Raw genomic sequence first — 23,850 nt, 5'->3', positions numbered from 1 at the left:
GTCCATTCACAAGACTCTTTTCGATTATGCTGAAGACATGGCTCTGGGGACCGGATACGAGGCGCAGCCCTGCCACCTGGCGCGCGCCCTCGAGGTGATCGGCGAGCGGTGGACGATGCTCATCCTGCGCGACCTCTTCTACGGCGTGCGCCATTTCAGCGATCTGCTGGAGCACCTCGACGTCTCGCGGGGCGTGCTCACCGAGCGACTCGACACCCTCGTCGCCGCCGGGGTGGTGACCCGCCGCAAGGTGGGGCGGACCGTCGAATACGAGCTCACTCCCGCCGGGGAGGAGCTGTGGCCCACGCTGTTCAGCCTCATCCGCTGGGGCCGCCGCCACCTCGACGCCGACTTCCCCGCGCGGGTCTTCGCGCACGCCACCTGCGGGACCGATCTGGAGGAGTCCGGCCTGTGCCCACGGTGCGGCATCGTCCCGACGGTGCGGGACATCGACACCCGTCCTGGCGAGGGGCCGAACCCGCGGCGGCGCAACGACCCGGTCGCCGTGGCGCTCCGCACGCGACACCGAATGCTGACGCCGGTCCCCTGACGGCCGTCAGTTGCGGTAGTTCTCCACGGTGTTCGCCGACCGGGTCGCCGCACCGTCCGGGTTCTCACCGAACTCGCGCCGCGCGCGACGCTGCCGGAGCAGGTCCCACGCCTGGTCGAGCTGGGTCTCGAGCACCTGGAGCCGGGCGTGCTCCTCGCTCTCGCTGATCTCGCCCGCACCGAGCTTCTCCCGGAGCGTGTGCTCCTCCGCGATGAGGGCGTCGATCCGGGTGTGCACTGCGTCGTCGGTCATGATCCGATCCTGCCACCGATCGGCGAGGCGCGTGGGGACACAATCGAGGCGTCCCCGCCGTACCGTCGGCGCGAGCAAGCGGCGGACCGTCGTGCCCGGACACGAGAAAACCCCTCCGACCTGCGTCGGAGGGGTTTTCTTTTGTGGAGCTAAGGGGACTCGAACCCCTGACCCCCACACTGCCAGTGTGGTGCGCTACCAGCTGCGCCATAGCCCCGTATTGCGTTGTTCACCTGCGGTTTCCCGCCCGGAGAACATTACAGGAGGCAGCTCTCGTGCACCAAATCGGCTGGTCAGTGCCGGTTTTACTTCAGGAGCGGGGTCAGCCAGTCGCCCTGCACGGTGACCTTCTCGCCGTTGTGCACGACGGTCGGCGTGCCGGTGCTGCCGATGTCCTGCATCAGCTGGCTGCCGGCGCCGGCGTTCTGAGCGGACTCGACGGTGTACTTGCCGTCCCGGATGGCGCTGACCACGTCGGCGGGCAGCTCGACGCCCTTGGCCTTGGAGCCGTCGGCGAGCATCGTGGCGATCTCGGCGTTGGTCTTGTCGCCCTTGCCCTCCTCGGGCTGGTTCGCGTACATCGCGGTGTGGGCGCCCATCCACGCCTTCTGCTTCTGGTCGTCGGGCAGCGAGGACTTCGCGATGGCCAGGAGGCCGCCGGCGGCGCGGTCGGAGTAGTCGCCCGACGGGCTGTTGCGGTTCAGGAACGACAGCATGAAGAACTTGATCTGCAGCTTGCCGTCGTCGATGGCCTTGGTGATCTGCTCGCCGTACTGGCGCTCCATGTTGCCGCAGGCGGGGCAGTACGGGTCCTCGAAGAAGGTCAGCTTCGTCGGGGCGTCGGCCTTGCCGAGGACGAAGGCCGGCGTGGCCTTGTCGATGGCGGCCTGCGCCTTGTCGACGGGCGTGCCCTCCTTCTTGCTCAGCAGCAGGACGCCGCCGATGACGACCACGATCACCACGAGCACGGCGATGCCGCCGAGCACGTAGGTCATGGTGTTGGACTGCTTCGCGGGAACGTACTTCGCGTTCTTACCCTTGCTCACGCCGACCACAATAGCGGCAGTCGGCGAGTGCGCAGGTCAGGTGGGTTCGGGCGGGGTCAGGCGCCCAATACACCGTCGACGAGGGCCTTCGCCTCGGCCTGCACCTGCGCGAGGTGCTCCGGCCCCCGGAAGGATTCGGCGTAGATCTTGTACACGTCCTCCGTGCCCGACGGCCGCGCCGCGAACCAGGCGCTCTCGGTGGTCACCTTGAGACCGCCGATGGGCGCGCCGTTGCCCGGCGCGCGGGTGAGCTTGGCGGTGATGGGCTCCCCCGCGAGCTCGTCGGCGGTGACCTGCTCGGGCGAGAGCTTCGCCAGGACGGCCTTCTGCTCGCGACCGGCGGGCGCGTCGGTGCGGGCGTAGGCGGGCACGCCGTACTGCTCCCCCAGCACCGCGAAGTGCTGCGACGGGCTCTTGCCGGTGACAGCGAGGATCTCGGAGGCCAGCAGCGCCAGGATGATGCCGTCCTTGTCCGTGGTCCACACGGAACCGTCGTGCCGCAGGAACGAGGCGCCCGCGGACTCCTCGCCGCCGAAGCCGACGCTGCCGTCGAGCAGGCCGGGCACGAACCACTTGAAGCCGACGGGGACCTCCAGGAGCTTCCGGCGCTGCTCAGCCACCACCCGATCGATCATCGACGAGCTGACCAGCGTCTTGCCGACGGCGGCGTCGTCGCGCCAGCCGCCCCGCGACGCGAAGAGGTAGTCGATGGCGACGGCGAGGTAGTGGTTCGGGTTCATCAGCCCGCCGTCGGGGGTGACAATGCCGTGCCGGTCGGAGTCCGCGTCGTTGCCGGTCGCGATGTCGTACTGGTCCTTGTTCGCGATGAGCGAGGCCATCGCGTTCGGCGAGCTGCAGTCCATCCGGATCTTGCCGTCGGTGTCCAGCGTCATGAAGGCGAACTGCGGGTCCACCGTCGGGTTGACCACCGTGAGATCGAGGTTGTACCGGTCCCCGATCGCTCCCCAGTAGCCGACGGCCGCGCCGCCGAGCGGGTCGGCGCCGATGCGGATGCCGGCGTCGCGGATCTTGTCGAGGTGCAGCACCGAGGGCAGGTCGCCGACGTAGGAGTCGAGGAAGTCGAAGCGCTGGACCGCGTCCGACGCCAGTGCCTGCGCGAGCGGGATGCGGCGCACGTCGCGCAGGCCGCCCTCGAGGATCTCGTTGGCGCGGGCCGCGATCGCCGAGGTCGCGTCGGTGTCGGCGGGCCCGCCGTTGGGCGGGTTGTACTTGAAGCCGCCGTCGGCGGGCGGGTTGTGCGACGGGGTGACGACGATGCCGTCGGCCTCGACGCCGCCGCCGTGCCTGCGGTTGAAGGTGAGGATCGCGTGGCTGAGCGCCGGCGTCGGGGTGTACCGGTCGTCGTGGTCGATGAGCGTGTCCACGCCGTTCGCGGCGAGCACCTCGACGGCGGTCTCCCACGCGGGGCCGGACAGCAGGTGCGTGTCCTTCGCGAGGTACAGCGGCCCGCGGACGCCCTCCGTGGCGCGGTATTCGACGATGGCCTGCGTGGTGGCGGCGATGTGATTCTCGTTGAAGCTGCCGTTCAGTGACGTGCCGCGGTGCCCCGAGGTGCCGAAGGCCACCCGCTGATCCGGATCGCCGGGGTCCGGCACGACCGAATAGTACGCAGCACGAACAGCTTCGACGTCGATCAAGTCCTCGGGAAGAGCCGGTTGACCGGCACGCGCATGAGCCATCTTCAGTCCACCTCGTCAGTGCGGGAACGCGGCCGCGGATCGCACGGCCGCTGTCGTCCAACGTATCGCCGGAAGGCGGTCCGCGCGCGGTAATCCGGTGCACCGGGCGGTGAGACGGCGGTGAGGCGACGACGCGGCGCCGCGACGGCGGACCGTCGCGACGCCGCGGCCGTCAGACGATCGCCCAGACGATGAGCACCATCGCGAAGCCCACCACCGAGAGGATGGTCTCGAGGACGGACCAGGTCATCAGGGTCTGCTTGACCGTCATGTTGAAGTACTTCGCGACGATCCAGAAGCCGCCGTCGTTGACGTGGCTGAGGATGATCGAGCCGGCCGAGATGGCGATGACGATGAGCGCGATCTGCGCCTGCGAGTAGTTGCCCGCGGCCACCGTCTCGCCGATGATGCCGGCGGTCGCGGTGATCGCCACCGTCGCCGAGCCCTGCGCGATGCGCAGCGCGCAGCTGACCAGGTAGGCGGTCACGATGAGCGGCAGGCCGAGGTTCGACATCGACTCGGTGAGCGCCGTGCCCACGCCCGTGGCCCGCAGGACCGCGCCGAACAGGGCGCCCGCGCCGACGACCAGCAGGATCATGCCGATCGGCTTGAGCGCCGCGCCCGTCATCTCGGCGAGCTGCGTGGCGTTGATGCCGCGCCGGATACCGAGCAGGTAGAAGGCCATCACCACGGCGATGGTCAGGGCGATGGCCGGCGTGCCGAGGAAGACGAGGATCGAGAAGGGCTTGGTACCGGGCGTGAGCCAGACCGAGCCGAAGGTGCCGCCGAGGATCAGCAGCATCGGCACCGCGATGATGAAGGCGATGAGCGAGAGGGGCGGCTGGTCCTTGCTGGCGTGCTCCTCCTCCGGCACGAACTCCTCCGGCACGTCGACGATGACGCGCTTGCCGATCCACGTGCCCCACACGACGCCCGAGGCGAACCACGCCGGGATGCCGCAGACGAGGCCCATGATGATGATCCAGCCGAGCGAGGTGTGCAGCAGGCCGGCCGCGGCGACGGGGCCGGGGTGCGGGGGCAGGAAGGCGTGCGTCATGGACAGGCCCGCGAGCATGGGCATCGCGTACATGACCAGCGACTTGCCGCCGCGCTTGGCGCAGACGTAGACCAGCGGCGCCAGGATGAAGATGCCGATGTCGAAGAACACCGGGATGCCCAGGATGAGGCCCGTGACGCCCATCGCGAGGGGCGCACCCTTGGGCCCGAACAGCTTCAGCAGCCAGCTGGTGAGCACGTCGGCGCCGCCGGAGCGTTCCAGGATGGCGCCGAGCACCGTGCCGAGGCCGATGATCGGCGCGATGTGCCCCAGGATCCCGCCGAAGCCGGTCTCCAGGATCGATTGCGCCGCCCCCTTCTGCGGCGACCCGACGAGCTTCTCTACGGAGACGCCCGCGACCAGCGCGAGGCCCACGGAGACGATGATCAGCGCGATGAAGGGTTCGAGCTTGACCTTGATGATGAGGAAGAGCAGGACCGCGATCGACACCGCGGCGAGGGTCAGCAGACCTCCGGTGTCGTGCTGCAGCCAGTCGATGGCCGAGGACATGAGTGGTACTCCCGTTCTGGAAGGGGATCAGAGCGCGGCGACGAAACGCGCGGCGCGGAGGGTGATGTCGGCCCAGTCGCCGGCGGCGACGGTGTCGGGGGGCACGACGGACGTGCCGGCGCAGACGGCGACAGCGCCGGCACCCAGGAACTCGCGGGCATTGGCCTCACTGACCCCGCCGGACGGGAGGAGCGGCAGGCCGGGGAACGGACCGTGCAGGTCCTTGAGATAACCCGGCCCGAAGGCGCGGGCGGGGAAGATCTTCACGGCCACCGAGCCGAGCGCCGCCGCGCGGGCCACCTCCGTGGGAGTGAGCGCGCCCAGGAAGACGGGCACGCCGAGGTCGCGGGCGGCCTGCGCCACCTCCTCGTTGACGTCGGGCGTGACGAGGAAGCGGGCGCCGGCGTTCACGGCGTCACGGGCCTGGGCGGCGGAGCGCACCGTGCCCACGCCGAGGTTCGTGCCGTCGACGCCCGCGGCCCGCTCGAGGTGGCCGAGCACCCCGGGGGTGGTGAACGTCAGCTCCACGGTGCGGATCCCGCCCTCGGCGAGGGCGCGGCACAGGGCCGCCGCGTCGGGGAGTTCGGGGGCGCGCACCACGGTGAGCGCCCGGTCGGCGGCGAGCGCATCGAGCAGGCCGGAATGGTCGGTCACGGTCACAGGACCCCTTCTTCGGTCAATCGCAGCGCGCCGCCCGCGAGCGCGCCGGTGAGGTTGCCGTCGTCGAGCGCGGGGACCCCGCGGACGAGGACGTGCGTGAATCCCGCGGCGGGCGTGCGCGGGGCGTCGTAGGTGGCGCGGTCGATCACCGCGTCGGGGTCGAAGAGCGCCAGGTCGGCGGCGTAGCCCTCGCGGACGAGGCCCCGTCGGACCAACCTCAGGCGACGGGCCGCCCGGCCCGTGAGGTGGCCCACGCACTCCTCGAGGCTCATCAGCCCCAGGTCACGGCTGTAGTGGCCGAGGTAGCGTGCGAAGGTGCCCCACGCCCGCGGGTGCGGCTTGCCGCCGACGAGCAGGCCGTCGCTGCCGCCGGTGTGCGCGGGGTGCCGCATGATGGCGCGCACGTTCTCCTCGTGCCCGACGTGCTGCAGGATGCCGGTGGCGAGGCGGTCGTCGAGGAGGATCGCGATGCACACGTCGAACGGGTCGCGGCGCTCGTCGGCGGCGATCGCATCGATGGTGCGGCCCACGTAGCCGGCTAGGTCGTCGTTGCCGACGCCGCTGATCTCGATGGTGTTCCATTCGGCGATCACGCCGTGGCAGCCGTCGGATCCGGTGTGCTCCAGGTGCTCCCGGATGCGGGCGAGATCCTGCGGGTCGCGCAGGCGCGCCAGCGTCGCGTCGGCGCCGCCCGCCGCCGCCCAGCTCGGCAGGATCGCGGCCAGGGTGGTCGCGCCGGGTAGGTACGGGTAGGTGTCGAGGGAGACGTCAGCGCCCGCGGCGACGGCCTCGTCGAGCAGCGCCAGGAGTTCGGGCGCGCGGCCCTTGTTGGGCCCGAAGTTGAGCGTGGCGTGGGCGAGGTGCAGCGGGCAGCCGGTGCGCCGCGACAGGTCGATCATCTCGGCGTAGGCCTCCATCGCGCCCGCGCCGTAGCTGCGGTGGTGCGGCGAGAAGTAGCCGCCGAGCTCGCCCGTGGTGCGCATGAGCGCGGCCAGCTCGGCGTCGTCGGCGTACATGGCCGGGGTGTAGGTGAGGCCGGTGGACAGGCCGACGGCGCCCTCCCGCAGGCCCTGCACCAGGATCTCCTGCATCCGGGCCACCTCGGCCGGGGACGCGACACCGTCGCCGAAGCCGATCGTGAGGGCCCGGAGCAGGCCGTGCGGCACGAGGTAGGCGAGGTTGGTGGCGGTGCCCGCCGCGTCGAGCCGGTCCAGATACTCGCCGACGGTGCGCCACGAGAAGTCGAAGTCCTCGGGATCGGTGTTCCACCCGGCGATCTGGCGCCGCACGACGGCGAGCGTCTCGTCGGAGACGGGGGCGTAGCTCAGCCCGTCCTGGCCGATCACCTCGCAGGTGACGCCCTGCGTGATCCGCGAGGGGTGTTCGGGGTTGAGGAGCACCTGCAGGTCGGAGTGGGCGTGCATGTCGATGAAGCCGGGGCTCAGGACGAGACCGTCGGCGTCGATGACGCGGTGCGCCGGCCCGAGGTCGGTGCCGATCGCGGCGATGACGCCGTCGGAGATCGCGACGTCCGCCGTGTAGCGCGGCACCTCGGTGCCGTCGACGACGGCGGCGGCGCGGATCAGTGTGTCGTGCATGGCGAGCCTCTAGAAGTAGGTGGAGATCATGTCGACGACCTGCGGGTTCTCGCTGTCGTCGGCCACGACGGGGATGACGCGCCACTTGTCGAAGACGGTGCACGGGTGGCTCAGGCCCAGCCGCACGACGTCGCCGACGGCGAGCGGGTCGCCGGCGGGCAGGCGCAGGAAGGCGTGCTGGTCGTTGACCGCGGAGATCTCGGCCTCCAGGGGGCGGGCGGGCTCGCCGAGTCCGGGTGCGGCGACCTGCGGTTCGGGCAGGCCCTCGTCGAAGGAGACGTCGCGGCGGCCCACGTCGAGGAGCGCCAGGCCGGGCTCGGGCCGCGAGATGACGCGGGCCCAGACGTGCATCGCCGACCGCAGGCGGGGTGCGTCGGCCTCGCGACCGGACGGCGTGATGCCGCGGTAGAAGCCGTCGTCGTGGATGATGTACGCCCCCGAGCGGACGACGATCCGGGCGTCGTCGATGTCGCCCAGGACGGCGGCGACGCGGTCGAAATAGGCGCTGCCCCCGGCGGAGACGACGATGCGCCCCTCCGGGTACAGCGGACGCAGCCGGACGTGCAGGTCCTTCAGCGTGCGGAGGTAGTCGTCGACGGTGCCGAGCGCCGCGGCCGAGGTGTCGTGCGCGAACGCGCCCTCGTAGCCGGTGACGCCGCCGAGGCGCAGCCGCGGGGAGGCGGCGATGCGCTCGCCGATCGCGAAGGCCTCGTCGACGGTGCGCGCGCCGGTGCGGCCGCCGGGTCCGCCCAGCTCGACGAGGACGGTGGGCTGCCGCGTCGCTTCGGCGAGGCCGCGGTCGAGCGCGTCGACGGTGCCGAGCCCGTCCGCCCACAGGGTGACCTCGAGCGCGGGGTCGGCGTCGAGCGCCTCGCCGAGCCAGCGGATGCCGGCCGGGTCGGCGATCGCGTTGGCCACGTGCAGGTTCCGGAAGCCGGTGGCGACCGCGGCCTGCAACTGCGGGAGATTCGCGACGGTGATGGCGGTGGACCCCGCGTCGACCTGGTCCTGCCAGAGCGCGGGCGCCATCGTGGTCTTGCCGTGCGGCTCGAGGTCGAAGCCGTGCGCGGCGGTCCACCGCGCGAACTCGGCGACGTTGTCGGCCATCGCCGCGCGGTCGAGGACGAGCACCGGCGTCGAGAGCTCCGCGAGGCGCGGCGCGCGGGCGAGGTAATCGGCCGTCGTCATGCCGTTCGCCCACGCGGGCACCGCCTTGTCGAGCACACTCAGCTCCGCCGGCCGCGCGCCGTTCCCGTTGGCCATCATGCTTCCCAATCTGCTACGTTGCGTATATTGCAATCACCGTTGCGTGATGCGTGTCACAGACGCTAGCATTGCGGCGAGGACCTGCACAACCACGACATGAAAGAACGGTGCGAGACGGTGACGGAAGCTTGGATCGCGTGCCTCGGGGAACCGCTGGCGCTGGTCGCCGCGGCGGACCTGGACGCGCCCGCTCCCGCCATGCACGCCGGCGGCGCCGAGGCCAACGTCGCCGCCGGCACCGCGGTCCTGGGCACCCCCACGGCCTTCCTCAGCCGGGTCGGCGGTGACGCCGAGGGGCGACGGATCGTCGAGCACCTGCGCGCGCACGGTGTGCAGACCGACGGCATCGAGGTCGACGGCGACGGGTTCACCGGCCGGTACGCCAAGACCGAGGGCGTCGACGCGGACGGCGAGCCCGCCACCGCCAGCACGTACCGTCGCGCGGGCAGCGCGGCGGCGGCGATGGGCCCCGACTTCCTGGCGCGCCCCGCGGTCGCCGCGGCCCTCGGACAAGCCCGGATCGTGCACACCAGCGGCATCACCCCGGCCCTGTCCCCGTCGTGCGCGGCTCTCACCCGCGCCCTGCTCCGCGGCCGGACGGGCGTGCGCGGCACCGTCACCTTCGACGTCAACTGGCGCGAGCAGCTCTGGCCCGACGGCGACCCGTCGCTGGTCATCGAGCTGGCCCGCTGCGCGGACGTCGTCCTGGTCGGGTCCGACGAGGCCGAGCGCGTGCTCGGCACCGGTTCCCCCGCCGAGGTCCGGGCGCTCCTGCCCGAACCGCGCACCGTCGTCGTGAAGGACGGTGCCGTGCGGGCCGTCGCCGTCGACCGCGAGGGCGCGCAGATCACGGTTCCCGCGCTGCCCGTCGATGTGGTCGAGCCCGTGGGCGCGGGCGACTCGTTCGCCGCGGGCTTCCTGCACGGGCTCGCGCACGACGAGGACATGCGCACCTGCCTGCGCCGCGGGCACGCGGGCGCCGCGGCGACCCTGACGGTGCGCGCCGACTTCGCCACCCTGCCGCCCGAGGCGATGGCGGCCTTACTGACCTGCGACGACGAGACCTGGTCCGCCGCACACATCGGCCCGGGCGGGATCCGCGTGGGCGGCGCGGACTTCCCGCCGCCCCGCGAGAGCGGGGCGCCATGAGCCAGAGCCTGACCCGCGCGCTGGAGATCCTGCGCCTGCTGGGCGAGAGCCCCGCCTCGCTGGACGAGCTGGCCGACGAGCTCGGCGTGCACAAGACCACCGTGCTGCGCCTGCTGCGGCCGCTCACCGAGGCGCGGTTCGCGTACCACGACGAGGCGCACCGCTACCACCTCGGATCGCGCGTCTTCGACCTGGCGGCACGCGCCTCGGAGCAGCGCGGGATCCGCGAGATCGCCGCGCCCCACCTGGTCGCGTTCAACCGCGAGTACGGCCGCACCACGCACCTCGCGGCCCGCGAGGGCGACGCCGTCGTCTACATCGACAAGCTGGAGTCGCGCGACCTCATCCGCATGTATTCGCGGGTCGGCATGGAGGTCAATCTCAACTCCAGCGCCGTCGGCAAGCTCATGCTGTCGACGCTGCCCGACGACGAGCTGCGACGGTTCGTCGCCGGGATGGACTTCACTCGGCGCACGCCGAACACCATCGTGACCCCCGAGGACTACCTCGCCGAGATCGAGCGCGTCCGCGCGCAGGACTGGGCCGTCGACCGTGAGGAGAACGAGCCCACGATCAACTGCATCGGCGCGCCCGTCCGCGACGCGAGCGGCACCGTCGTCGCTGCGGTGTCGGTGTCGGTGCCCGACGTGGTCCTGCCCTTCGACGAGCTACTGGACCTGCTGGAGCCGCTGCGCGCGACGTGCGCCGCCATCTCCCGCGACTGCGGGTACCGCCCGCGCTGAACCTCCCGGACACCCCGGGGAACACCGAAACACTCACGAGAGCAAAGGAATCACCACCATGACCGCGACCGCCGTCTCCACCACCGACGCGCCCGCTCCCGCCCACTTCTTCTCCCAGGGCGTGCGCCGCGGCAACCTGCTGCAGGTCTCGGGCCAGGGCCCGATGGACCCGGCGACGAACCAGTACATCGCCGAGGGCGACGTCAAGGAGCAGACCCGGCGCACCCTGGAGAACGTCAAGGCGATCCTCGAGGCCGGCGGCGCCTCGGTGGCCGACGTGCTCATGTTCCGCGTCTACCTCACCACGCGCGACGACTTCGCCCCGATGAACGAGGTCTACGGCGCGTTCATCGCCGAGAACGTGCCCGAGGGCGCCGCGCTCCCCTGCCGCACGACAGTCTTCGTCGACCTCCCGCACGAGGTCATGCTCGTGGAGATCGACGCGCTCGCCGTGCTCGACTGATCGCCGCCGCGCTCCGCCATTGATACATGCGCATACAGCCATGTATGTTCATCCGGTGATCTCATCGGACGAGGGGCGGAGCTGAGATGAGCGGACACGCGGGACACGACCACGGGGTGTCGGCGGACGCCGACAAGCGCTGGCTGAGCCTGGCCCTGGCGCTCATCGTCGGCTTCATGGCGATCGAGGTGGCGATCGGCATCATCGCGAGCTCGCTCGCACTGATCACCGACGCCGCGCACATGCTCACCGACGCCGCGGCGATCGTGCTCGCGTTGGTCGCGATCAAGATCGCCGCGAAGCCGGCGAAGGGCGGGTACACCTGGGGCCTCAAGCGGGTGGAGATCCTGTCGGCGCAGGCCAACGGGATCACCCTCCTTCTCCTCGCGGCGTTCTTCGTCTACGAGGGGATCTCGCGGCTGATCACGCCGCCCGACGTCGACGGCCGGCTGGTCTTCTTCACCGCCCTCGCCGGCTGCGCCGTGAACCTCGCCGCCACGTGGTGCATCCGGCGGGCCAACCGCACCAGCCTCAACGTCGAGGGCGCCTACCAGCACATCCTCAACGACCTGTACGCCTTCATCGCCACCGCCATCGCGGGCGCGATCATCTGGGCCACGGGGTGGGGTCGGGCGGACGCGATCGCCGCCCTGGTCGTTGCGGCGCTCATGCTCAAGGCCGGCTGGGGGCTGGTCAAGGCGTCGGGGCGGATCTTCCTCGAAGCCGCACCCGAGGGCATCGACCCCGCCGAGGTCGGGCGCGACGTCGCGGCCGTCCCGTCCGTGACCGAGGTGCACGACCTGCACATCTGGGAGATCACGTCGGGCCAGCCCGCGCTCTCGGCGCACGTCCTCGTCGACGCGGCCGCGGACTGCCACGCCGTCCGCTCGAAGATCAGCGGCATGCTGCACGACGAATACGGCATCGAGCACGCGACGCTGCAGGTCGATCACGACGGGGCCGAGGAGCACTGCGGCGACCCGCACGGCGAGAGCTACCCCGGTCAGGCTCCGGTGAACGGCGGCACCACGTAGCAGGGCACCGGCCGCGGATGCTGCGGATCGAGGGCGTTGAGCGCGAAGTACGCCGCGCGCCGGGAACCCGCGATGGCCAGATGGTCGGAGAAGTCCTGGCCGCAGGTGTTCTGCACGACGATGTTGGTGACCGTGGTTCCGGGCGGGCCGTCGAGCTGGCCGCTCGTGTACGGCAGCACCAGCTCGTCGAAGCGGGTGGAGATGTTCGTGTACTCGACGCCGCGCGCATAGGGCGTACCGTCGGCCCAGATCTTGTCGAGGAAGCGCGATCCCGGCAGCATGTCGCCGATCGACTCGAAGATCGGGAAGTACGGATCGCGGACGTTCAGGCCGCGCACGAAGACCGAGGCCGCGCGCCCGAGATCGCCGCCCGTGCCGCGCCACAGCGGCGCGAGCGAGACGTGCTTACCGACCTTCTCGGCGCCGCCGAGGTACTTCACGAAGTACGACGGCATGAGCGTGCCCTGCGAGTGGCCGATGAGATCGACCTTCGTCGCGCCGGTGGCTTCGAGAACGCGTTCCACCGTCGACTTGAGCTGCTGCGCGCTCGTCGCGAGCGGACGGGTGCCGCCGATCTGACTCACCGGCCACGGCGCGCCGGGCAGCGCGCCGTACGTGAACGAAAAGACGCAGTAGCCGTTGTTCTTGAGCAGCGGCGCGTAGGCGCCCCAGTTCGTCTGCGAGCCGCCGCCGGTGCCGTGCACCAGCACGACGGGGTTGGGGTGGCGAGCCGTGGGCCTGCAGGAGTAGTCGTTGGTCCCCGGCAGCGAGCCGTTCGGGTTCGTCAGTTCCGACGGTATGCCGCCGAAGAAGGTGAAGTTCTCGGGCAGCGGCGCCGCGGTCGACGGTGCCGCCACCAGCAGCGCGGCGCCGGCCGCCGCGACGACCGCCCGTCGCCATACGGAACGCAGGTTCATGCCCACGGACGATAGCCCAACCCACGTCGCACCGAGAGACGTTTCTAGAACTTGTTTCACTCACGGTCGTCCGGCCCGGCCACTCCGCCATCGCCGCCGAATCGTCCGATGCGGCCACTTTCCCGGCTAATTACCCATATCCGGCAATCGGCTTGCCGCCGCAAAGGCGTACACCGTAAGAACCGCAGGAGAGGGACCGTCCCGCGGTCGTCGCTTCCCCCGGTCTGCAGGAGTACCCATGTCCCCCACCTTCACCCGCGTCGTCGTCGCCGCGTTCTCGATCGCCGCGCTCGCCGCCCCGGCCGCCGTCTCGCACGCCGACCCGTACTACAAGAACTGCACCGAGGTGCGCAAGGCCGGCAAGGCCCCGCTACTCAAGGGCGATCCCGGGTACGCGAGCCACCTCGATCGCGACGGCGACGGGATCGCCTGCGAGGTGAAGAAGAAGTAGCGCGGACGCAGAAGCGCCCCCGACCACTGGTCGGGGGCGCTTCGCTGTGGAGCCGCCGGGAATTGAACCCGGGTCCTCCGTCATTTCTACGGGGCTTCTCCGTGCGCAGTCCGCTGTGCCTCTACTCGGATCTCCCGGTCTCACGGACGAGCCGGGATGACGATCCCAGTCGCTGTTTGATGTCCCCCGCGATACCGCGACCGCACCGCGGGGTGAATCCCTCTAGCTGATGCCAGTACCCGGGCCGAGGGCGAACCCGGACTGACAGACTCGCCTGGCTGCTTAGGCAGCGAGAGCGAAGTCGCGCTGATTGGAATCGGCGCTTATAGGGTTGCTGCGACGCTTACGGTGGTCTCCAGCCTGCACCGGCACGCTTCCCCCGCGTCAACAAACGAAGTCGAAACCGATCGGCCCCTCATCGTCCGCTCTGCGGAAGCCCACCCCTTGCGGAGTGGAAGTTCCATACTACCGCACCGGCATCGGCGGCTGTCCAGCGATTATCCGACGGTGCGCAGCCGCACGCCGGCGGCGGAGGCGTTCATGTTCATCAGCACGGTGAGCAGCACCGCGCCCACGCGATGCGCCAGCGAGACGACCTTGGCCCGGTTCTCGACACTCATGGATCCGCTCCTCACTTGAGTCCCACGAGTCACATCAGTAACTCGTATCTCAAGTGAACGCCCGCCAAGACCGGAACTCAACGCGCCACGCCGGGCACCGTCGAAAGAAGTCAGCCGCGCATGCCCTTGACGCGTCGGCCCAGCTCCCGGACCAGTTCGCGCTCGGCGGTGCGGCGGGCGATGTCCTGCCGCTTGTCGTAGTCCTGCTTGCCCTTGGCGAGCGCCAGCTCGACCTTGACGCGGCCCTCGTTGAAGTACATCGACAGCGGCACCAGGGTCTGGTTGCCCTCGCGGATCTTGCCGGTCAGCGAGTCGATCTCGCGCCGGTGCATCAGCAGCTTCCGCGTGCGGCGCGGCGTGTGATTGGTCCATGAGCCGTTGCCGTACTCGGGGATGTGCAGGCCGCGCAGCCAGACCTCGCCGTCGTCGATCGTCGCGTAGGCGTCGACCAGGGAGGCCTTGCCCTCGCGGAGCGCCTTCACTTCGGTGCCCACCAGCACCACGCCGGCCTCGAAGGTGTCGAGGATGGCGTAGTTGTGGCGCGCCTTGCGGTTGCTCGCGATCACCGAGCGCCCCTTCTCCTTCGCCATCGTCCTCATCCCTTCCGTACGCCGCGACCGAGTGCCGGTCACGCTGGACAACCACTCCATCGTACGGGGATGCGACGGTGCGCGGAAAGCGACTTATGGCCGGGGGCTACTCCCGCACGTAGAAGCGCAGCGTCACGTACGCGGTGACCGCGGCGAAGCCCGCGCCCACGAGGATCAGCCACGGGGAGACCAGCAGCACGTCGGTGTTCGTGATCCGCGCCAGGATGTTCACGCCGTACATCTCGCGCAGGGCCCGGTCGAAGAACAGGGCCTTGCCGGCGAACAGGCCGCCGATCGCGAGGACCGCGCCGATGACGGCGCCGATCACCGCCTCCAGCAGGAACGGCAGCTGGGTGTACCAGCGGGAGGCGCCCACGAGCCGCATGATCGAGACCTCGGTGCGCCGCGTGTACGCGGCCACCTGCACCATGTTCGCGATCAGCAGCACTGCCGCGACGGCCTGGATCAGGGCGACGAAGAAGGCGGCGTTCCGCGCGCCGTTGAGCACGGAGAAGACGCGCTCCACGAGCTCGCGCTGGTCCTGCACGCCGGCCACGCCGGGCTGCCCCTTCACCGCGTCGATCACCGCGGAGAATTTGTTCTCGTCGCCGACGCGCACCTTGAACGACGCGGGCAGCACCCCGGGCCGCACCAGCTCGGCGAGCTCCGGCTGGTCGGCGAAGGTCTTGGTCTTCGCGGTCTCGAGGGCCTTGTCCTGCGAGATGTAGTCGATCGAGTCGACGCCCGGCTGCGCCTTGATCTTCGACTCGATCGCCTGGCACACGGCCTTCTGGCAGTCCGGATCGTCCGCGGCCACCTTGTCGTCGACGAACACCTGGATCTCGACGCGCTGCAGGAAGATGTCCTGGCTCTTGTCCGCCATCCGCACCACGAGCAGGCCGCCGCCGAACAGGCCGAGCGAGATCGCGGTGGTCAGGATCATGGCGATCGTCATGCTCACGTTCCGGCGCAGGCCCGTGAAGACCTCGCTGGTGATGAAACTGGCTCGCACTGGGAATTCAGTCCTTCGGTTCGTCGTCGTCGGCGGGGGCGGCGGGCGCCGTCAGCGGCCCAGCCCGTACACGCCGGTGGCGTCGTCGCGCACCATCTCGCCCATGCGGAACTCGATGACGCGGCGGCGCATCGAGTCCACGATGTGGCGGTCGTGCGTGGCCATGACCACGGTGGTCCCGGCCCGGTTGATCCGGTCGAGCACGTCCACGATCTCGGCGGAGGTGTCGGGGTCGAGGTTGCCGGTGGGCTCGTCCGCGAGCAGCAGCAGGGGCCGGTTGGCGATGGCGCGGGCGATGGCGACGCGCTGCTTCTCACCGCCGGACAGCTCACTCGGCATGCGGTTCGCCTTGCCGCCGAGCCCGACGTAGTCGAGCACCTGCGGGACCGTCCGGTCGATGACGTTGCGCGGCTTGCCGATGACCTCGAGTGCGAAGGCCACGTTCTCGGCCACCGTCTTCTGCTGGAGCAGGCGGAAGTCCTGGAAGACGCAGCCCAGCGACTGCCGCAGCTGCGGCACGCGCCGGCCTGACAGCTTGTTGACGTGGTAGTCCCCCACGTAGACGTCGCCGCTGGTGGGCTTGTCCTCCTTGAGCAGGAGCCGGAAGAACGTCGACTTCCCGGAACCCGAGGGCCCGATCAGGAAGGCGAACTCGCCCTTGCCGATCTCGAGCGACAGGTCGTGGAGCGCCGGCCGGGCCGACGCCTTGTACATCATCGTGACGTTCTGGAGCGTGATCACGAGCGCCCAGTCTACTGACGCCGCGGACTACCCCGCCGGAACCGTCGTCGTCGGTGCGCCGCCGGACGCGGGCGGCTCCGTCGTCGCGCCCGGAACGCCCGGCAGCGTGACCCCGCCCGGGAGCACGATCCCGCCCGGAGCGGAGGTGGTCGTCGCGCCCCCGGTGGTGGCTGTCCCGGGCTCGCCGGAGCGCCCCGGCACCGTCGACGACGGTGCGCCGGACTCCCCCGCCGCGCTGCTGGTCGGGACCGCGCTCGACGGCGCCCGGCTCGGCGTGGTGGTGAGCGGCGCCTCGTAGGTGGGCCCCTCCTGGGCCGGCACCGTCGTGGTGGCGACCGGCGTCTGCCCGGTGCGGCGCTGCTCCTCGGGGACGAACTGCGCGTACAGGTCGAGGTACCACCACATCAGCCCCAGGAACAGCAACCCCAGGACGACGGTGCTGGTGCGCGCGCGGGTGTGCGGGATCGTCTTCGGAATGCGCTCCCACGCGGCCGGGAGCGCCCGGGTGGGCTCGGACGGCGCGGGAGGCGGCTCGGGCGGTGCGGCCTGGGCACGGATCTCCGTCGTGGCGTCGGCGTCGTTCTCGGGTTCGTCCTGCGACCCCTTCGAGATGTCGCTCACTGCGGCGTCACCTCCTCCTCGTCCTCGACGGTGTCGGTGACGGGCGCGACGTCGATGCCGGCCGTCGCCAGGCTGCGGACGATGCGCTCACGCAGGTTGCGGCCCACTTCGAACTGCTTGCCGGGCAGGGTGCGGGCGACCATCCGCAGGTTCACCCGGTCGAGGTCGATCGACTCGATGCCCATGAGGGTGGGCTCGTCGAGTAGGAGCGTCGACATCTTCGGGTCGTGATAGGCCCGCTCGCCGACGCGGTGCAGCAGCGTGTTGACCTTCCCCATGTCGACGGTCTTCGGCAACGGGATGTCGACCACGGCGCGCGCCCAGTCCTTCGACAGGTTGGTGGCCTTGACGATCTGCCCGTTCGGCACGGTGATGACCTCGCCGTCGGTGTTGCGGAGCTTAGTGACCCGCAGCGTGACGTCGGAGACGGTGCCCTCGGCCTCCGAGCCGCCGGTCAGCGAGAGGTTCACCACATCACCGAAGCCGTACTGCCGCTCGGTGATGAGGAAGAAGCCGGCGAGCAGGTCCTGCACCACCCGCTGGGCGCCGAAACCGAGGGCCGCGCCGATGACGGTGGCCGGCGCGACGAGGGCGTTGATCGGCACGCCGAGCGCCTTGACGATCTGATAGGCGGCGAACAGGTAGATCGCGGCGATGGCGACCCAGCTGATCACCTGGATCAGCGCGTGCTGGTGCTTCGCGGACTCCGAGCGCACCAGCGAATCGCTGTTCTTGAACTGGGCGTCGATCCGCATGGTGACCCGCGCCGAGAACCAGTTCACGAACCGGTTCGCCAGGACCGCGGCGATGATCCACAGCATGATCGGCAGGACCCGCTCGAACATGAGGAGCCGCCACCCCGTGACGTCGGGGAGGATCGAGTTCGCGAGCAGCGCGCTAGTCGTCATCGCCGCGCATCCGCCAGCGGATACCGGCCTCGATGAAGCCGTCCAGGTCGCCGTCGAGCACGGCCGACGGGTTGTTCACCTCGTACTCGGTGCGCAGGTCCTTGACCATCTGGTACGGGTGCAGCACGTAGGAGCGCATCTGGTTGCCCCAGGAGGCGCCCTCGTTCGTCTTGAGCGCGTCCATCTGCGCGCGCTCCTCCTGCCGCTTGCGCTCGAGCAGCTTGGCCTGCAGCACCTTCATCGCCGAGACCTTGTTCTGCAGCTGGCTCTTCTCGTTCTGGCAGGTGACGACGATGCCGGTGGGGATGTGCGTGAGCCGCACCGCGGAGTCGGTGGTGTTGACCGACTGGCCGCCCGGGCCCGACGAGCGGTACACGTCCACGCGCACCTCGTTCTCGTCGACGTCGATGTGGTCAGTGGTCTCCACGACGGGCAGCACCTCGACCTCGGCGAAGGAGGTCTGGCGGCGGCCCTGATTGTCGAACGGGCTGATCCGCACGAGGCGGTGGGTGCCCATCTCGACGGAGAGGGTGCCGTAGGCGTAGTCGGTCTTCACCGCGAACGTGGCGGACTTCAGGCCCGCCTCCTCGGCGTAGCTGGTGTCGTAGACCTCGACGCCGTAGCCGTGCTTCTCGGCCCAGCGGATGTACATGCGCATGAGCATCTCGGCCCAGTCGGCGGCGTCGACGCCGCCGGCGCCGGCGCGGATGTTGACCAGCGCGTCGCGGGCGTCGTACTCGCCCGAGAGCATGGTCTTGACCTCCATGGCCTCGATCTCGGTGCGCAGCTGGGCGCGGTCGCCGTCGGCGTCCTCGAGCGCCGCCGCCTTGTCGTCGCCCTCCTCCGCGTCGGCCAGCTCGTAGAGCACGGGCAGGTCGTCGAGCCGCTGCCGCAGGTCGGTGACGCGGCGCAGTTCCGCCTGGGCGTAGGACAGCTCGCTGGTGACCTGCTGGGCGTTGGCCTGGTCGTTCCACAGGTCGGGGTCGGACGCCTTGTGTTCCAGCTCGTCGACGCGCCGGCGCAGCTCGTCGAGGTCGATCACCTTCTCCACCGTCTGCAGGGTGGTGTCGAGGCTCTCGATGTCTGCGGCTACGTCAGGATGCACAGTCACCCAGGATACTGGCCCGCCACGGCGGGCGAGGCCGGCGGCGCACTATGGTCGCGTCATGGACGGATGGGAGCTGCTGATCGTCCTCGCGGCCGGTGTCGGCGCCGGATTCATCAACTCCCTCGTCGGCAGCGGCACCCTCATCACCTTCCCCACCCTCGTCGCCTTCGGCGTCCCGCCGGTCACCGCGACGATCAGCAACGCGATCGGCCTCGTCGCGGGCGGGATCTCCGGAACCTGGGGATACCGCCGCGAACTCTCCGGCCAGCTGGACCGGCTGCGCTGGCAGATGCCGGCGTCGGTGGCGGGCGCGGTCGTCGGCGCGTTCCTGCTGCTGCACCTGCCGGAGACGGTCTTCGAGACGATCGTCCCGATCCTCCTGGTCCTGGCGCTGGCGCTCGTGGTCCTGCAGCCCCGTATCCAGCGGTGGACCGCCCCGCACGACGATGCGGACGCGTCGCCCTCGGCGGGCCGGCTCGCCGCGCTCGTCGCCGCAACGTTCGCGATCGGCGTCTACGGCGGCTACTTCACCGCGGCGCAGGGCATCCTGCTGGTGGCCGCGATGGGCGTGCTGGTGCACGACGACCTGCAGCGCATCAACGCGGCGAAGAACCTGCTCTCCCTGCTGGTGAACGTGGTCGCGGCGGTGTTCTACCTCGCGTTCGCGTTCGACCGGATCGACTGGCCGGTGGCCGGCGTCATCGCGGTGGGCTCCCTGCTGGGCGGCGCGCTGGGCGCCCGCTTCGGGCGGGGCCTCTCCCCCACCGCCCTGCGCACGATCATCGTGGTCGTCGGCACCATCGGGCTGTGGCGCCTGCTGACCACCTAGGCACCGCTCAGATCGCGGGCGGCTGCAGCGAACCGAGCTGCCAGGAGCTGTCCACCTTGCCGACCTTGTAGTACACCGGCAGCCGGTCGCCGACCTCCGGCCAGCGCTCCGCGAAGTCGATCACGAGCCGTCGGTAGACGTGCGTCGGCGGGGTGGTGGGGCCCTCGACGGTGCCCGAGACGGTGACGAACGCCTGCCCCTTCTGGTCGGGCTCGACGGGACGCGGGCTCACCCCGCTGAGCGTGAGCATCCCGTCCTCCATGCCGGGGCCCGCGGGCGCGGTGCCGAGCGTGCCCCGCTTGGAGCGCTGCCACATGACGACGAGCACACCCAGCATCGCGGCGAGCATGAGCACCCAGATCCATTCCATATGTCCAGATTACCGACGGGGAGCGCGCGGCGCCCGTAGTCGGCCTCCGCTACCGTTCTCGCATGTCGAGCGCACCGTCGAACCCCGTGAACCCCGATCTCGCCCTGGCCCTCGCCCTCGCGGACGCCGCCGACGAGCTGACCATGGCGCGGTTCGGCGCGCTGGACCTGAAGGTGGACGCCAAGCCCGACCTCACGCCCGTCTCCGACGCCGACCTCGCCACCGAGACGCTCATCCGGGAGCGGCTCGCCGCGGAGCGCCCCGGCGACGCGGTGCTGGGCGAGGAATTCGGGGGCGAGGCCGTTTTCGAGGGCCGGCAGTGGGTGATCGACCCCATCGACGGCACCAAGAATTACGTGCGCGCGGTGCCGGTGTGGTGCACGCTGATCGCGCTGCTCGAGGACGGGGTGCCGGTGGCCGGCGTGGTCTCGGCCCCCGCGCTCAAGCGCCGCTGGTTCGCCTCGACCGGGGCCGGCGCGTTCGTCTCCTTCGATGGTGCCGAGCCGCGCCGGATCGCCGTGTCGGGCGTGCGGGAGATCGCGGACGCGTCGATCTCGTTCTCCGACCTCTCGTACTTCCCCGACGCCGGCTCGCGCGAGCGCTTCCTGGCGCTGGCCGCCGACGCCTGGCGCCTGCGCGGGTACGGCGACTTCTGGAGCTACTGCCTGGTCGCGGAGGGGGCGGTGGACATCGCAGTGGAACCGGAGGTCTCGCTGTGGGACCTGGCCGCGGTCGAGATCGTGGTGCGCGAGGCCGGGGGCGTGTTCACCGGCACCGACGGGACGCCGGGCCCGCACGCGGGCTCCGCCGTGGCGGCGAACCCGGCGCTGCACCCGCAGGTGCTGGAGCGTCTCACTCACTGACACGCCGACACGGTTTTCGTCCCATCTCTTGGCACTTAACTTACCGAGGAGTAAGGTCTCATCTGACTGATGAGTAAGTTGGCGGCGAGAACACCGGGATCAGTCCCGCGACCTGCGCCGCCACGACGACGAGATGGTGGAGATGAGCACGTCAACCGATCCCCGGGACACCAGCGCCATCGGGAAGAACCCGATCCGGCGGAACCCCACGGGCCAGCTGATCCGCGCCCTGATGGCCGTGGTGCAGACGCCCTTCGTCCAGAACCGCGGCCTGCAGGACGTGGTGAACCGCGTCGCCTACGAGGGCACCAAGCACGGCTTCAAGGCACTCGGCGCCGCGAACCGGACCTTCAAGGTCGTCGCCGGCAGCGGTAAGCCGAAGCGGCTGAGCTCGAGCACGAAGTCGAACTACGACCTCACCCCGGACGACGAGCAGCAGATGATCGTCGACACGGTGCGGGACTTCGCGGCCGAGATCGTCCGTCCGGCGGCCTTCGACGCCGACGCGGCGACCGCGGCCCCCGCGTCGCTGCTCGAGCGCGCGACCGAGCTCGGCATCACCATGATCAACGTGCCCGAGGAGCTCGACGGTGCCGGAAGCGACCGCGGCGCGGTGACCAACGCCCTCGTAGCCGCGGCCCTCGCGCACGGCGACATGGGCCTCGCGCTGCCGATCCTCGCCCCCAGCGGCGTCGCGGTGACGCTGTCGCAGTTCGGCTCCGACGGCCAGCAGCAGACCTACCTCAAGGAGTACGCGGGCGAGTCCGTGCCGCAGTCCTCCGTGGTGATCGCCGAGCCCGGCGCGCTGTTCAACCCGTTCGCGCTGTCCACCAAGGCCACTCGTACCGCGGGCGGCTACATCCTGAGCGGCGTGAAGTCGATGGTGCCGCAGGCCGCTTCCGCCGAACTCTTCGTGGTCGGCGCCGAGCTGGACGGCAAGCCCGCCCTGTTCATCGTCGAGTCCGGCACCGACGGCGTGATCGTCGAGGGCGACCCCAGCATGGGCCTGCGCGCCGCCGCGCTCGGCCGCCTGAACCTCAACAACGTCAAGGTCCCCGCGACCGCGCTGCTGGGCGAGGTCGACCTCGACACCGCCACCCAGAACTACACCGACGTGGTGCGCCTTGCCCGCCTCGGCTGGTCGGCGCTCGCGCTCGGCACCTCGCGCGCCGTGCTCGACTACGTCACCCCGTACGTCAAGGAGCGCGAGGCCTTCGGCGAGCCGATCGCGCACCGGCAGGCGGTGGCCTTCGCCGTGGCCGACATGGCGACCGAGATCGAGGGCCTGGAGCTGCTCGTGTGGCGCGGCGCCTCGCGCGCCGACCAGGGCCTGTCCTTCGGCCGCGAGGCCGCGCTGGCGCGGAAGTTCGCCACCGACAAGGGCATGCGGATCGGCCTGGACGGCGTCCAGCTCCTCGGCGGGCACGGCTTCACCAAGGAGCACCCGGTGGAGCGCTGGTACCGCGACCTGCGCGCCGTCGGCATCGCCGAGGGCGTCGTCGTCCTCTAGGCCCCTTCGACTTCAGAGCAGAAGAAAGAACCCTCATGGCAATCAATCTGGAACTCCCCAAGAAGCTGAAGGCATCGGCCGAGATGTCGCACCAGGGTGCGGCCGAGATCTTCCGCCCCATCTCGCGCAAGTACGACCTCGCCGAGCACGAGTACCCCAAGGAGCTCGACACCATCGCGGCCCTCTACGACGGGCTGGCGGATGCGGGCCAGGCCCCGTCGGCCGCGTCGGGCGACCGGAAGAAGGGCGAGGGCGAGGAGAAGCCCAAGCCCAAGCCGGCCGATGTCACCGCGGGCAGCCGCAACGGCGGCACCATGGAGTCGATCATCAACGCGATCGAGATGTGCTGGGGCGACGCGGGCCTCATGCTCGCCTTCCCCTACCAGGGCCTCGGCAACGCCGCGATCGCCGCCGTCGCGACCGACGAGCAGCTCGAGCGCTTCGGCAAGGTGTGGGCATCGATGGCGATCACCGAGCCGTCGTTCGGCTCGGACTCGGCCGCCGTCACCGCGACCGCGACCCGCGACGGCGACGAGTGGGTCCTCAACGGCACCAAGATCTTCGTGACCTCGGGCTCGCGCGCCGACCACATCGTGGTGTGGGCGACCGTGGACAAGAGCGCGGGCCGCGCCGCGATCAAGTCCTTCGTGGTGCCCCGCGAGCACCCCGGCGTCACCGTGGCCCGGCTCGAGCACAAGCTCGGCATCCGGGCCTCCGACACCGCGGAGATCCGCTTTGAGGACTGCCGCATCCCCTTCGAGAACATCCTCGGCAGCCCCGAGGTGAACGTCGAGAAGGGCTTCGCCGGGGTCATGCAGACCTTCGACAACACCCGTCCGCTGGTGGCCGCCATGGCCATCGGCGTCGCGCGGGCGTCGCTGGAGGAGCTGCGCACCGTCCTCGAGAACGCGGGCATCGTCATCGACTACGACGCGCCGGTGAACACCCTGCCGCACGCCGCGGCCGAGTTCATCCGCCTCGAGTCCGACTGGGAGGCCGCCTACCAGCTGACGCTGAAGTCGGGCTGGATGGCCGACAACAAGCTCCCGAACTCGATGAACGCATCGATGGCGAAGGCCAAGGCGGGCCGGGTGGGCTCGGACGTCACCCTCAAGGCCGTGGAACTGGCCGGTGCGCTGGGCTACTCGGAGCGCACGCTGCTCGAGAAGTGGGCCCGCGACTCGAAGATCCTCGACATCTTCGAGGGCACGCAGCAGATCCAGCAGCTGATCATCGCGCGCCGCCACCTGGACCTGAGCAGCTCGCAGCTCAAGTAAGCCAG

General features: G+C 70.4%; 26 protein-coding genes, 1 tRNA gene and 1 other RNA gene. 10 read left to right on the top strand and 18 right to left on the bottom strand.

Features of this window, described 5'->3' with window-relative positions:
* Positions 1 to 37: 37 nt before the first annotated feature.
* Complete coding sequence (locus ACM9LD_RS01630) at positions 38 to 550, top strand: winged helix-turn-helix transcriptional regulator (RefSeq protein WP_415675054.1); 513 nt, start codon at positions 38 to 40, stop codon at positions 548 to 550.
* A 6-nt stretch (positions 551 to 556) separates the two neighbouring features.
* Here ACM9LD_RS01630 and ACM9LD_RS01625 read toward each other — a convergent pair whose 3' ends face one another.
* The 8 genes from ACM9LD_RS01625 to ACM9LD_RS01590 all read right to left on the bottom strand — a co-directional run bounded on the left by ACM9LD_RS01625 (position 557) and on the right by ACM9LD_RS01590 (position 8,636).
* Positions 557 to 802 (bottom strand): DUF2630 family protein, encoded by a 246-nt coding sequence (locus ACM9LD_RS01625; protein ID WP_259142491.1) that lies wholly within the window; start codon positions 800 to 802, stop codon positions 557 to 559.
* Between the two features lie 144 nt (positions 803 to 946).
* Positions 947 to 1,019: transfer RNA gene (locus tag ACM9LD_RS01620), tRNA-Ala, on the bottom strand.
* Between the two features lie 88 nt (positions 1,020 to 1,107).
* Positions 1,108 to 1,848, bottom strand: a complete 741-nt coding sequence (locus ACM9LD_RS01615) for a DsbA family protein (protein WP_415675053.1) — start codon at positions 1,846 to 1,848, stop codon at positions 1,108 to 1,110.
* A gap of 56 nt (positions 1,849 to 1,904) precedes the next feature.
* Entirely contained in the window at positions 1,905 to 3,548 is a 1,644-nt protein-coding gene (pgm, locus tag ACM9LD_RS01610) for a phosphoglucomutase (alpha-D-glucose-1,6-bisphosphate-dependent) (RefSeq protein WP_415675052.1), read from the bottom strand.
* Between the two features lie 172 nt (positions 3,549 to 3,720).
* Entirely contained in the window at positions 3,721 to 5,115 is a 1,395-nt protein-coding gene (locus tag ACM9LD_RS01605) for a GntP family permease (RefSeq protein WP_415675051.1), read from the bottom strand.
* Between the two features lie 27 nt (positions 5,116 to 5,142).
* The gene (locus tag ACM9LD_RS01600) at positions 5,143 to 5,769 is read right to left on the bottom strand and encodes a bifunctional 4-hydroxy-2-oxoglutarate aldolase/2-dehydro-3-deoxy-phosphogluconate aldolase (RefSeq protein WP_415675231.1); all 627 of its coding nucleotides are present in this window, start codon (positions 5,767 to 5,769) and stop codon (positions 5,143 to 5,145) included.
* A gap of 2 nt (positions 5,770 to 5,771) precedes the next feature.
* Positions 5,772 to 7,373 (bottom strand): N-acyl-D-amino-acid deacylase family protein, encoded by a 1,602-nt coding sequence (locus tag ACM9LD_RS01595; RefSeq protein WP_415675050.1) that lies wholly within the window; start codon positions 7,371 to 7,373, stop codon positions 5,772 to 5,774.
* Between the two features lie 9 nt (positions 7,374 to 7,382).
* The gene (locus tag ACM9LD_RS01590; protein WP_415675230.1) at positions 7,383 to 8,636 is read right to left on the bottom strand and encodes a type III PLP-dependent enzyme domain-containing protein; all 1,254 of its coding nucleotides are present in this window, start codon (positions 8,634 to 8,636) and stop codon (positions 7,383 to 7,385) included.
* Positions 8,637 to 8,735: 99 nt separating this feature from the next.
* Between ACM9LD_RS01590 and ACM9LD_RS01585 the strand changes: the two genes are divergently transcribed.
* The 4 genes from ACM9LD_RS01585 (at position 8,736) to ACM9LD_RS01570 (ending at position 12,028) form a co-directional block, all read left to right on the top strand.
* Positions 8,736 to 9,788, top strand: a complete 1,053-nt coding sequence (locus ACM9LD_RS01585) for a sugar kinase (protein WP_415675049.1) — start codon at positions 8,736 to 8,738, stop codon at positions 9,786 to 9,788.
* Entirely contained in the window at positions 9,785 to 10,531 is a 747-nt protein-coding gene (locus ACM9LD_RS01580) for an IclR family transcriptional regulator (protein ID WP_415675048.1), read from the top strand. Before ACM9LD_RS01585 ends, ACM9LD_RS01580 begins: the two co-directional genes overlap by 4 nt.
* A 58-nt stretch (positions 10,532 to 10,589) precedes the next feature.
* Entirely contained in the window at positions 10,590 to 10,994 is a 405-nt protein-coding gene (locus ACM9LD_RS01575; RefSeq protein WP_415675047.1) for a RidA family protein, read from the top strand.
* 86 nt (positions 10,995 to 11,080) lie between these two features.
* The gene (locus ACM9LD_RS01570) at positions 11,081 to 12,028 is read left to right on the top strand and encodes a cation diffusion facilitator family transporter (RefSeq protein WP_415675046.1); all 948 of its coding nucleotides are present in this window, start codon (positions 11,081 to 11,083) and stop codon (positions 12,026 to 12,028) included.
* On the opposite strand, the gene ACM9LD_RS01565 is transcribed toward ACM9LD_RS01570, so the two are convergent.
* Entirely contained in the window at positions 11,998 to 12,945 is a 948-nt protein-coding gene (locus ACM9LD_RS01565) for an esterase/lipase family protein (RefSeq protein ID WP_415675045.1), read from the bottom strand. The two genes, ACM9LD_RS01570 and ACM9LD_RS01565, sit on opposite strands and share 31 nt — an antisense overlap.
* Positions 12,946 to 13,183: 238 nt before the next feature.
* On the opposite strand from ACM9LD_RS01565, the gene ACM9LD_RS01560 reads away from it, so the two are divergent.
* Positions 13,184 to 13,396, top strand: coding sequence for an excalibur calcium-binding domain-containing protein (locus ACM9LD_RS01560; protein ID WP_415675044.1), 213 nt, complete (start codon positions 13,184 to 13,186; stop codon positions 13,394 to 13,396).
* Between the two features lie 44 nt (positions 13,397 to 13,440).
* Here the strand turns inward: ACM9LD_RS01560 and ssrA are convergent.
* The 8 genes from ssrA to prfB all read right to left on the bottom strand — a co-directional run bounded on the left by ssrA (position 13,441) and on the right by prfB (position 18,993).
* Positions 13,441 to 13,811, bottom strand: a transfer-messenger RNA (tmRNA) gene (gene ssrA, locus ACM9LD_RS01555).
* Positions 13,812 to 13,893: 82 nt separating this feature from the next.
* A complete protein-coding gene (locus ACM9LD_RS01550; RefSeq protein WP_415675043.1) occupies positions 13,894 to 14,016 on the bottom strand; it encodes a hypothetical protein in 123 nt (40 codons plus the stop codon).
* A gap of 110 nt (positions 14,017 to 14,126) precedes the next feature.
* A complete protein-coding gene (gene smpB / locus ACM9LD_RS01545; RefSeq protein ID WP_068530451.1) occupies positions 14,127 to 14,606 on the bottom strand; it encodes an SsrA-binding protein SmpB in 480 nt (159 codons plus the stop codon).
* A 106-nt stretch (positions 14,607 to 14,712) separates the two neighbouring features.
* The gene (gene ftsX / locus ACM9LD_RS01540; RefSeq protein WP_415675042.1) at positions 14,713 to 15,618 is read right to left on the bottom strand and encodes a permease-like cell division protein FtsX; all 906 of its coding nucleotides are present in this window, start codon (positions 15,616 to 15,618) and stop codon (positions 14,713 to 14,715) included.
* A gap of 51 nt (positions 15,619 to 15,669) precedes the next feature.
* Positions 15,670 to 16,359 (bottom strand): cell division ATP-binding protein FtsE, encoded by a 690-nt coding sequence (gene ftsE / locus ACM9LD_RS01535; RefSeq protein WP_068521966.1) that lies wholly within the window; start codon positions 16,357 to 16,359, stop codon positions 15,670 to 15,672.
* A gap of 27 nt (positions 16,360 to 16,386) precedes the next feature.
* On the bottom strand, positions 16,387 to 16,980 hold the full coding sequence (locus ACM9LD_RS01530) for a hypothetical protein (protein WP_415675041.1): 594 nt from the start codon (positions 16,978 to 16,980) through the stop codon (positions 16,387 to 16,389).
* Entirely contained in the window at positions 16,977 to 17,888 is a 912-nt protein-coding gene (locus ACM9LD_RS01525; RefSeq protein WP_415675040.1) for a mechanosensitive ion channel family protein, read from the bottom strand. The genes ACM9LD_RS01530 and ACM9LD_RS01525 overlap by 4 nt, the downstream gene beginning before the upstream one ends.
* Positions 17,878 to 18,993, bottom strand: a complete 1,116-nt coding sequence (prfB, locus tag ACM9LD_RS01520) for a peptide chain release factor 2 (protein ID WP_415675039.1) — start codon at positions 18,991 to 18,993, stop codon at positions 17,878 to 17,880. The genes ACM9LD_RS01525 and prfB overlap by 11 nt, the downstream gene beginning before the upstream one ends.
* 61 nt (positions 18,994 to 19,054) lie before the next feature.
* Here prfB and ACM9LD_RS01515 point away from each other — a divergent pair, with 61 nt between their 5' ends.
* Positions 19,055 to 19,825, top strand: coding sequence for a sulfite exporter TauE/SafE family protein (locus ACM9LD_RS01515; RefSeq protein ID WP_415675038.1), 771 nt, complete (start codon positions 19,055 to 19,057; stop codon positions 19,823 to 19,825).
* Positions 19,826 to 19,832: 7 nt separating this feature from the next.
* Here the strand turns inward: ACM9LD_RS01515 and ACM9LD_RS01510 are convergent, their stop codons facing one another.
* Entirely contained in the window at positions 19,833 to 20,195 is a 363-nt protein-coding gene (locus ACM9LD_RS01510) for a hypothetical protein (protein ID WP_415675037.1), read from the bottom strand.
* Positions 20,196 to 20,257: 62 nt separating this feature from the next.
* On the opposite strand from ACM9LD_RS01510, the gene hisN reads away from it, so the two are divergent.
* From hisN to ACM9LD_RS01495, 3 genes are all read left to right on the top strand, one after another.
* Positions 20,258 to 21,058 (top strand): histidinol-phosphatase, encoded by an 801-nt coding sequence (hisN, locus tag ACM9LD_RS01505; protein WP_415675036.1) that lies wholly within the window; start codon positions 20,258 to 20,260, stop codon positions 21,056 to 21,058.
* Between the two features lie 133 nt (positions 21,059 to 21,191).
* On the top strand, positions 21,192 to 22,568 hold the full coding sequence (locus ACM9LD_RS01500) for an acyl-CoA dehydrogenase family protein (RefSeq protein ID WP_415675035.1): 1,377 nt from the start codon (positions 21,192 to 21,194) through the stop codon (positions 22,566 to 22,568).
* Positions 22,569 to 22,603: 35 nt separating this feature from the next.
* Positions 22,604 to 23,845, top strand: a complete 1,242-nt coding sequence (locus tag ACM9LD_RS01495; protein WP_415675034.1) for an acyl-CoA dehydrogenase family protein — start codon at positions 22,604 to 22,606, stop codon at positions 23,843 to 23,845.
* Positions 23,846 to 23,850: the final 5 nt, after the last annotated feature.

The organism is Tsukamurella hominis (genome assembly GCF_965137015.1).
Lineage (GTDB): Bacteria > Actinomycetota > Actinomycetes > Mycobacteriales > Mycobacteriaceae > Tsukamurella > Tsukamurella hominis.
The sequence above is the reverse complement of the archived record's forward strand: the minus strand, read 5'-3'. Positions and strand labels throughout refer to the sequence as shown.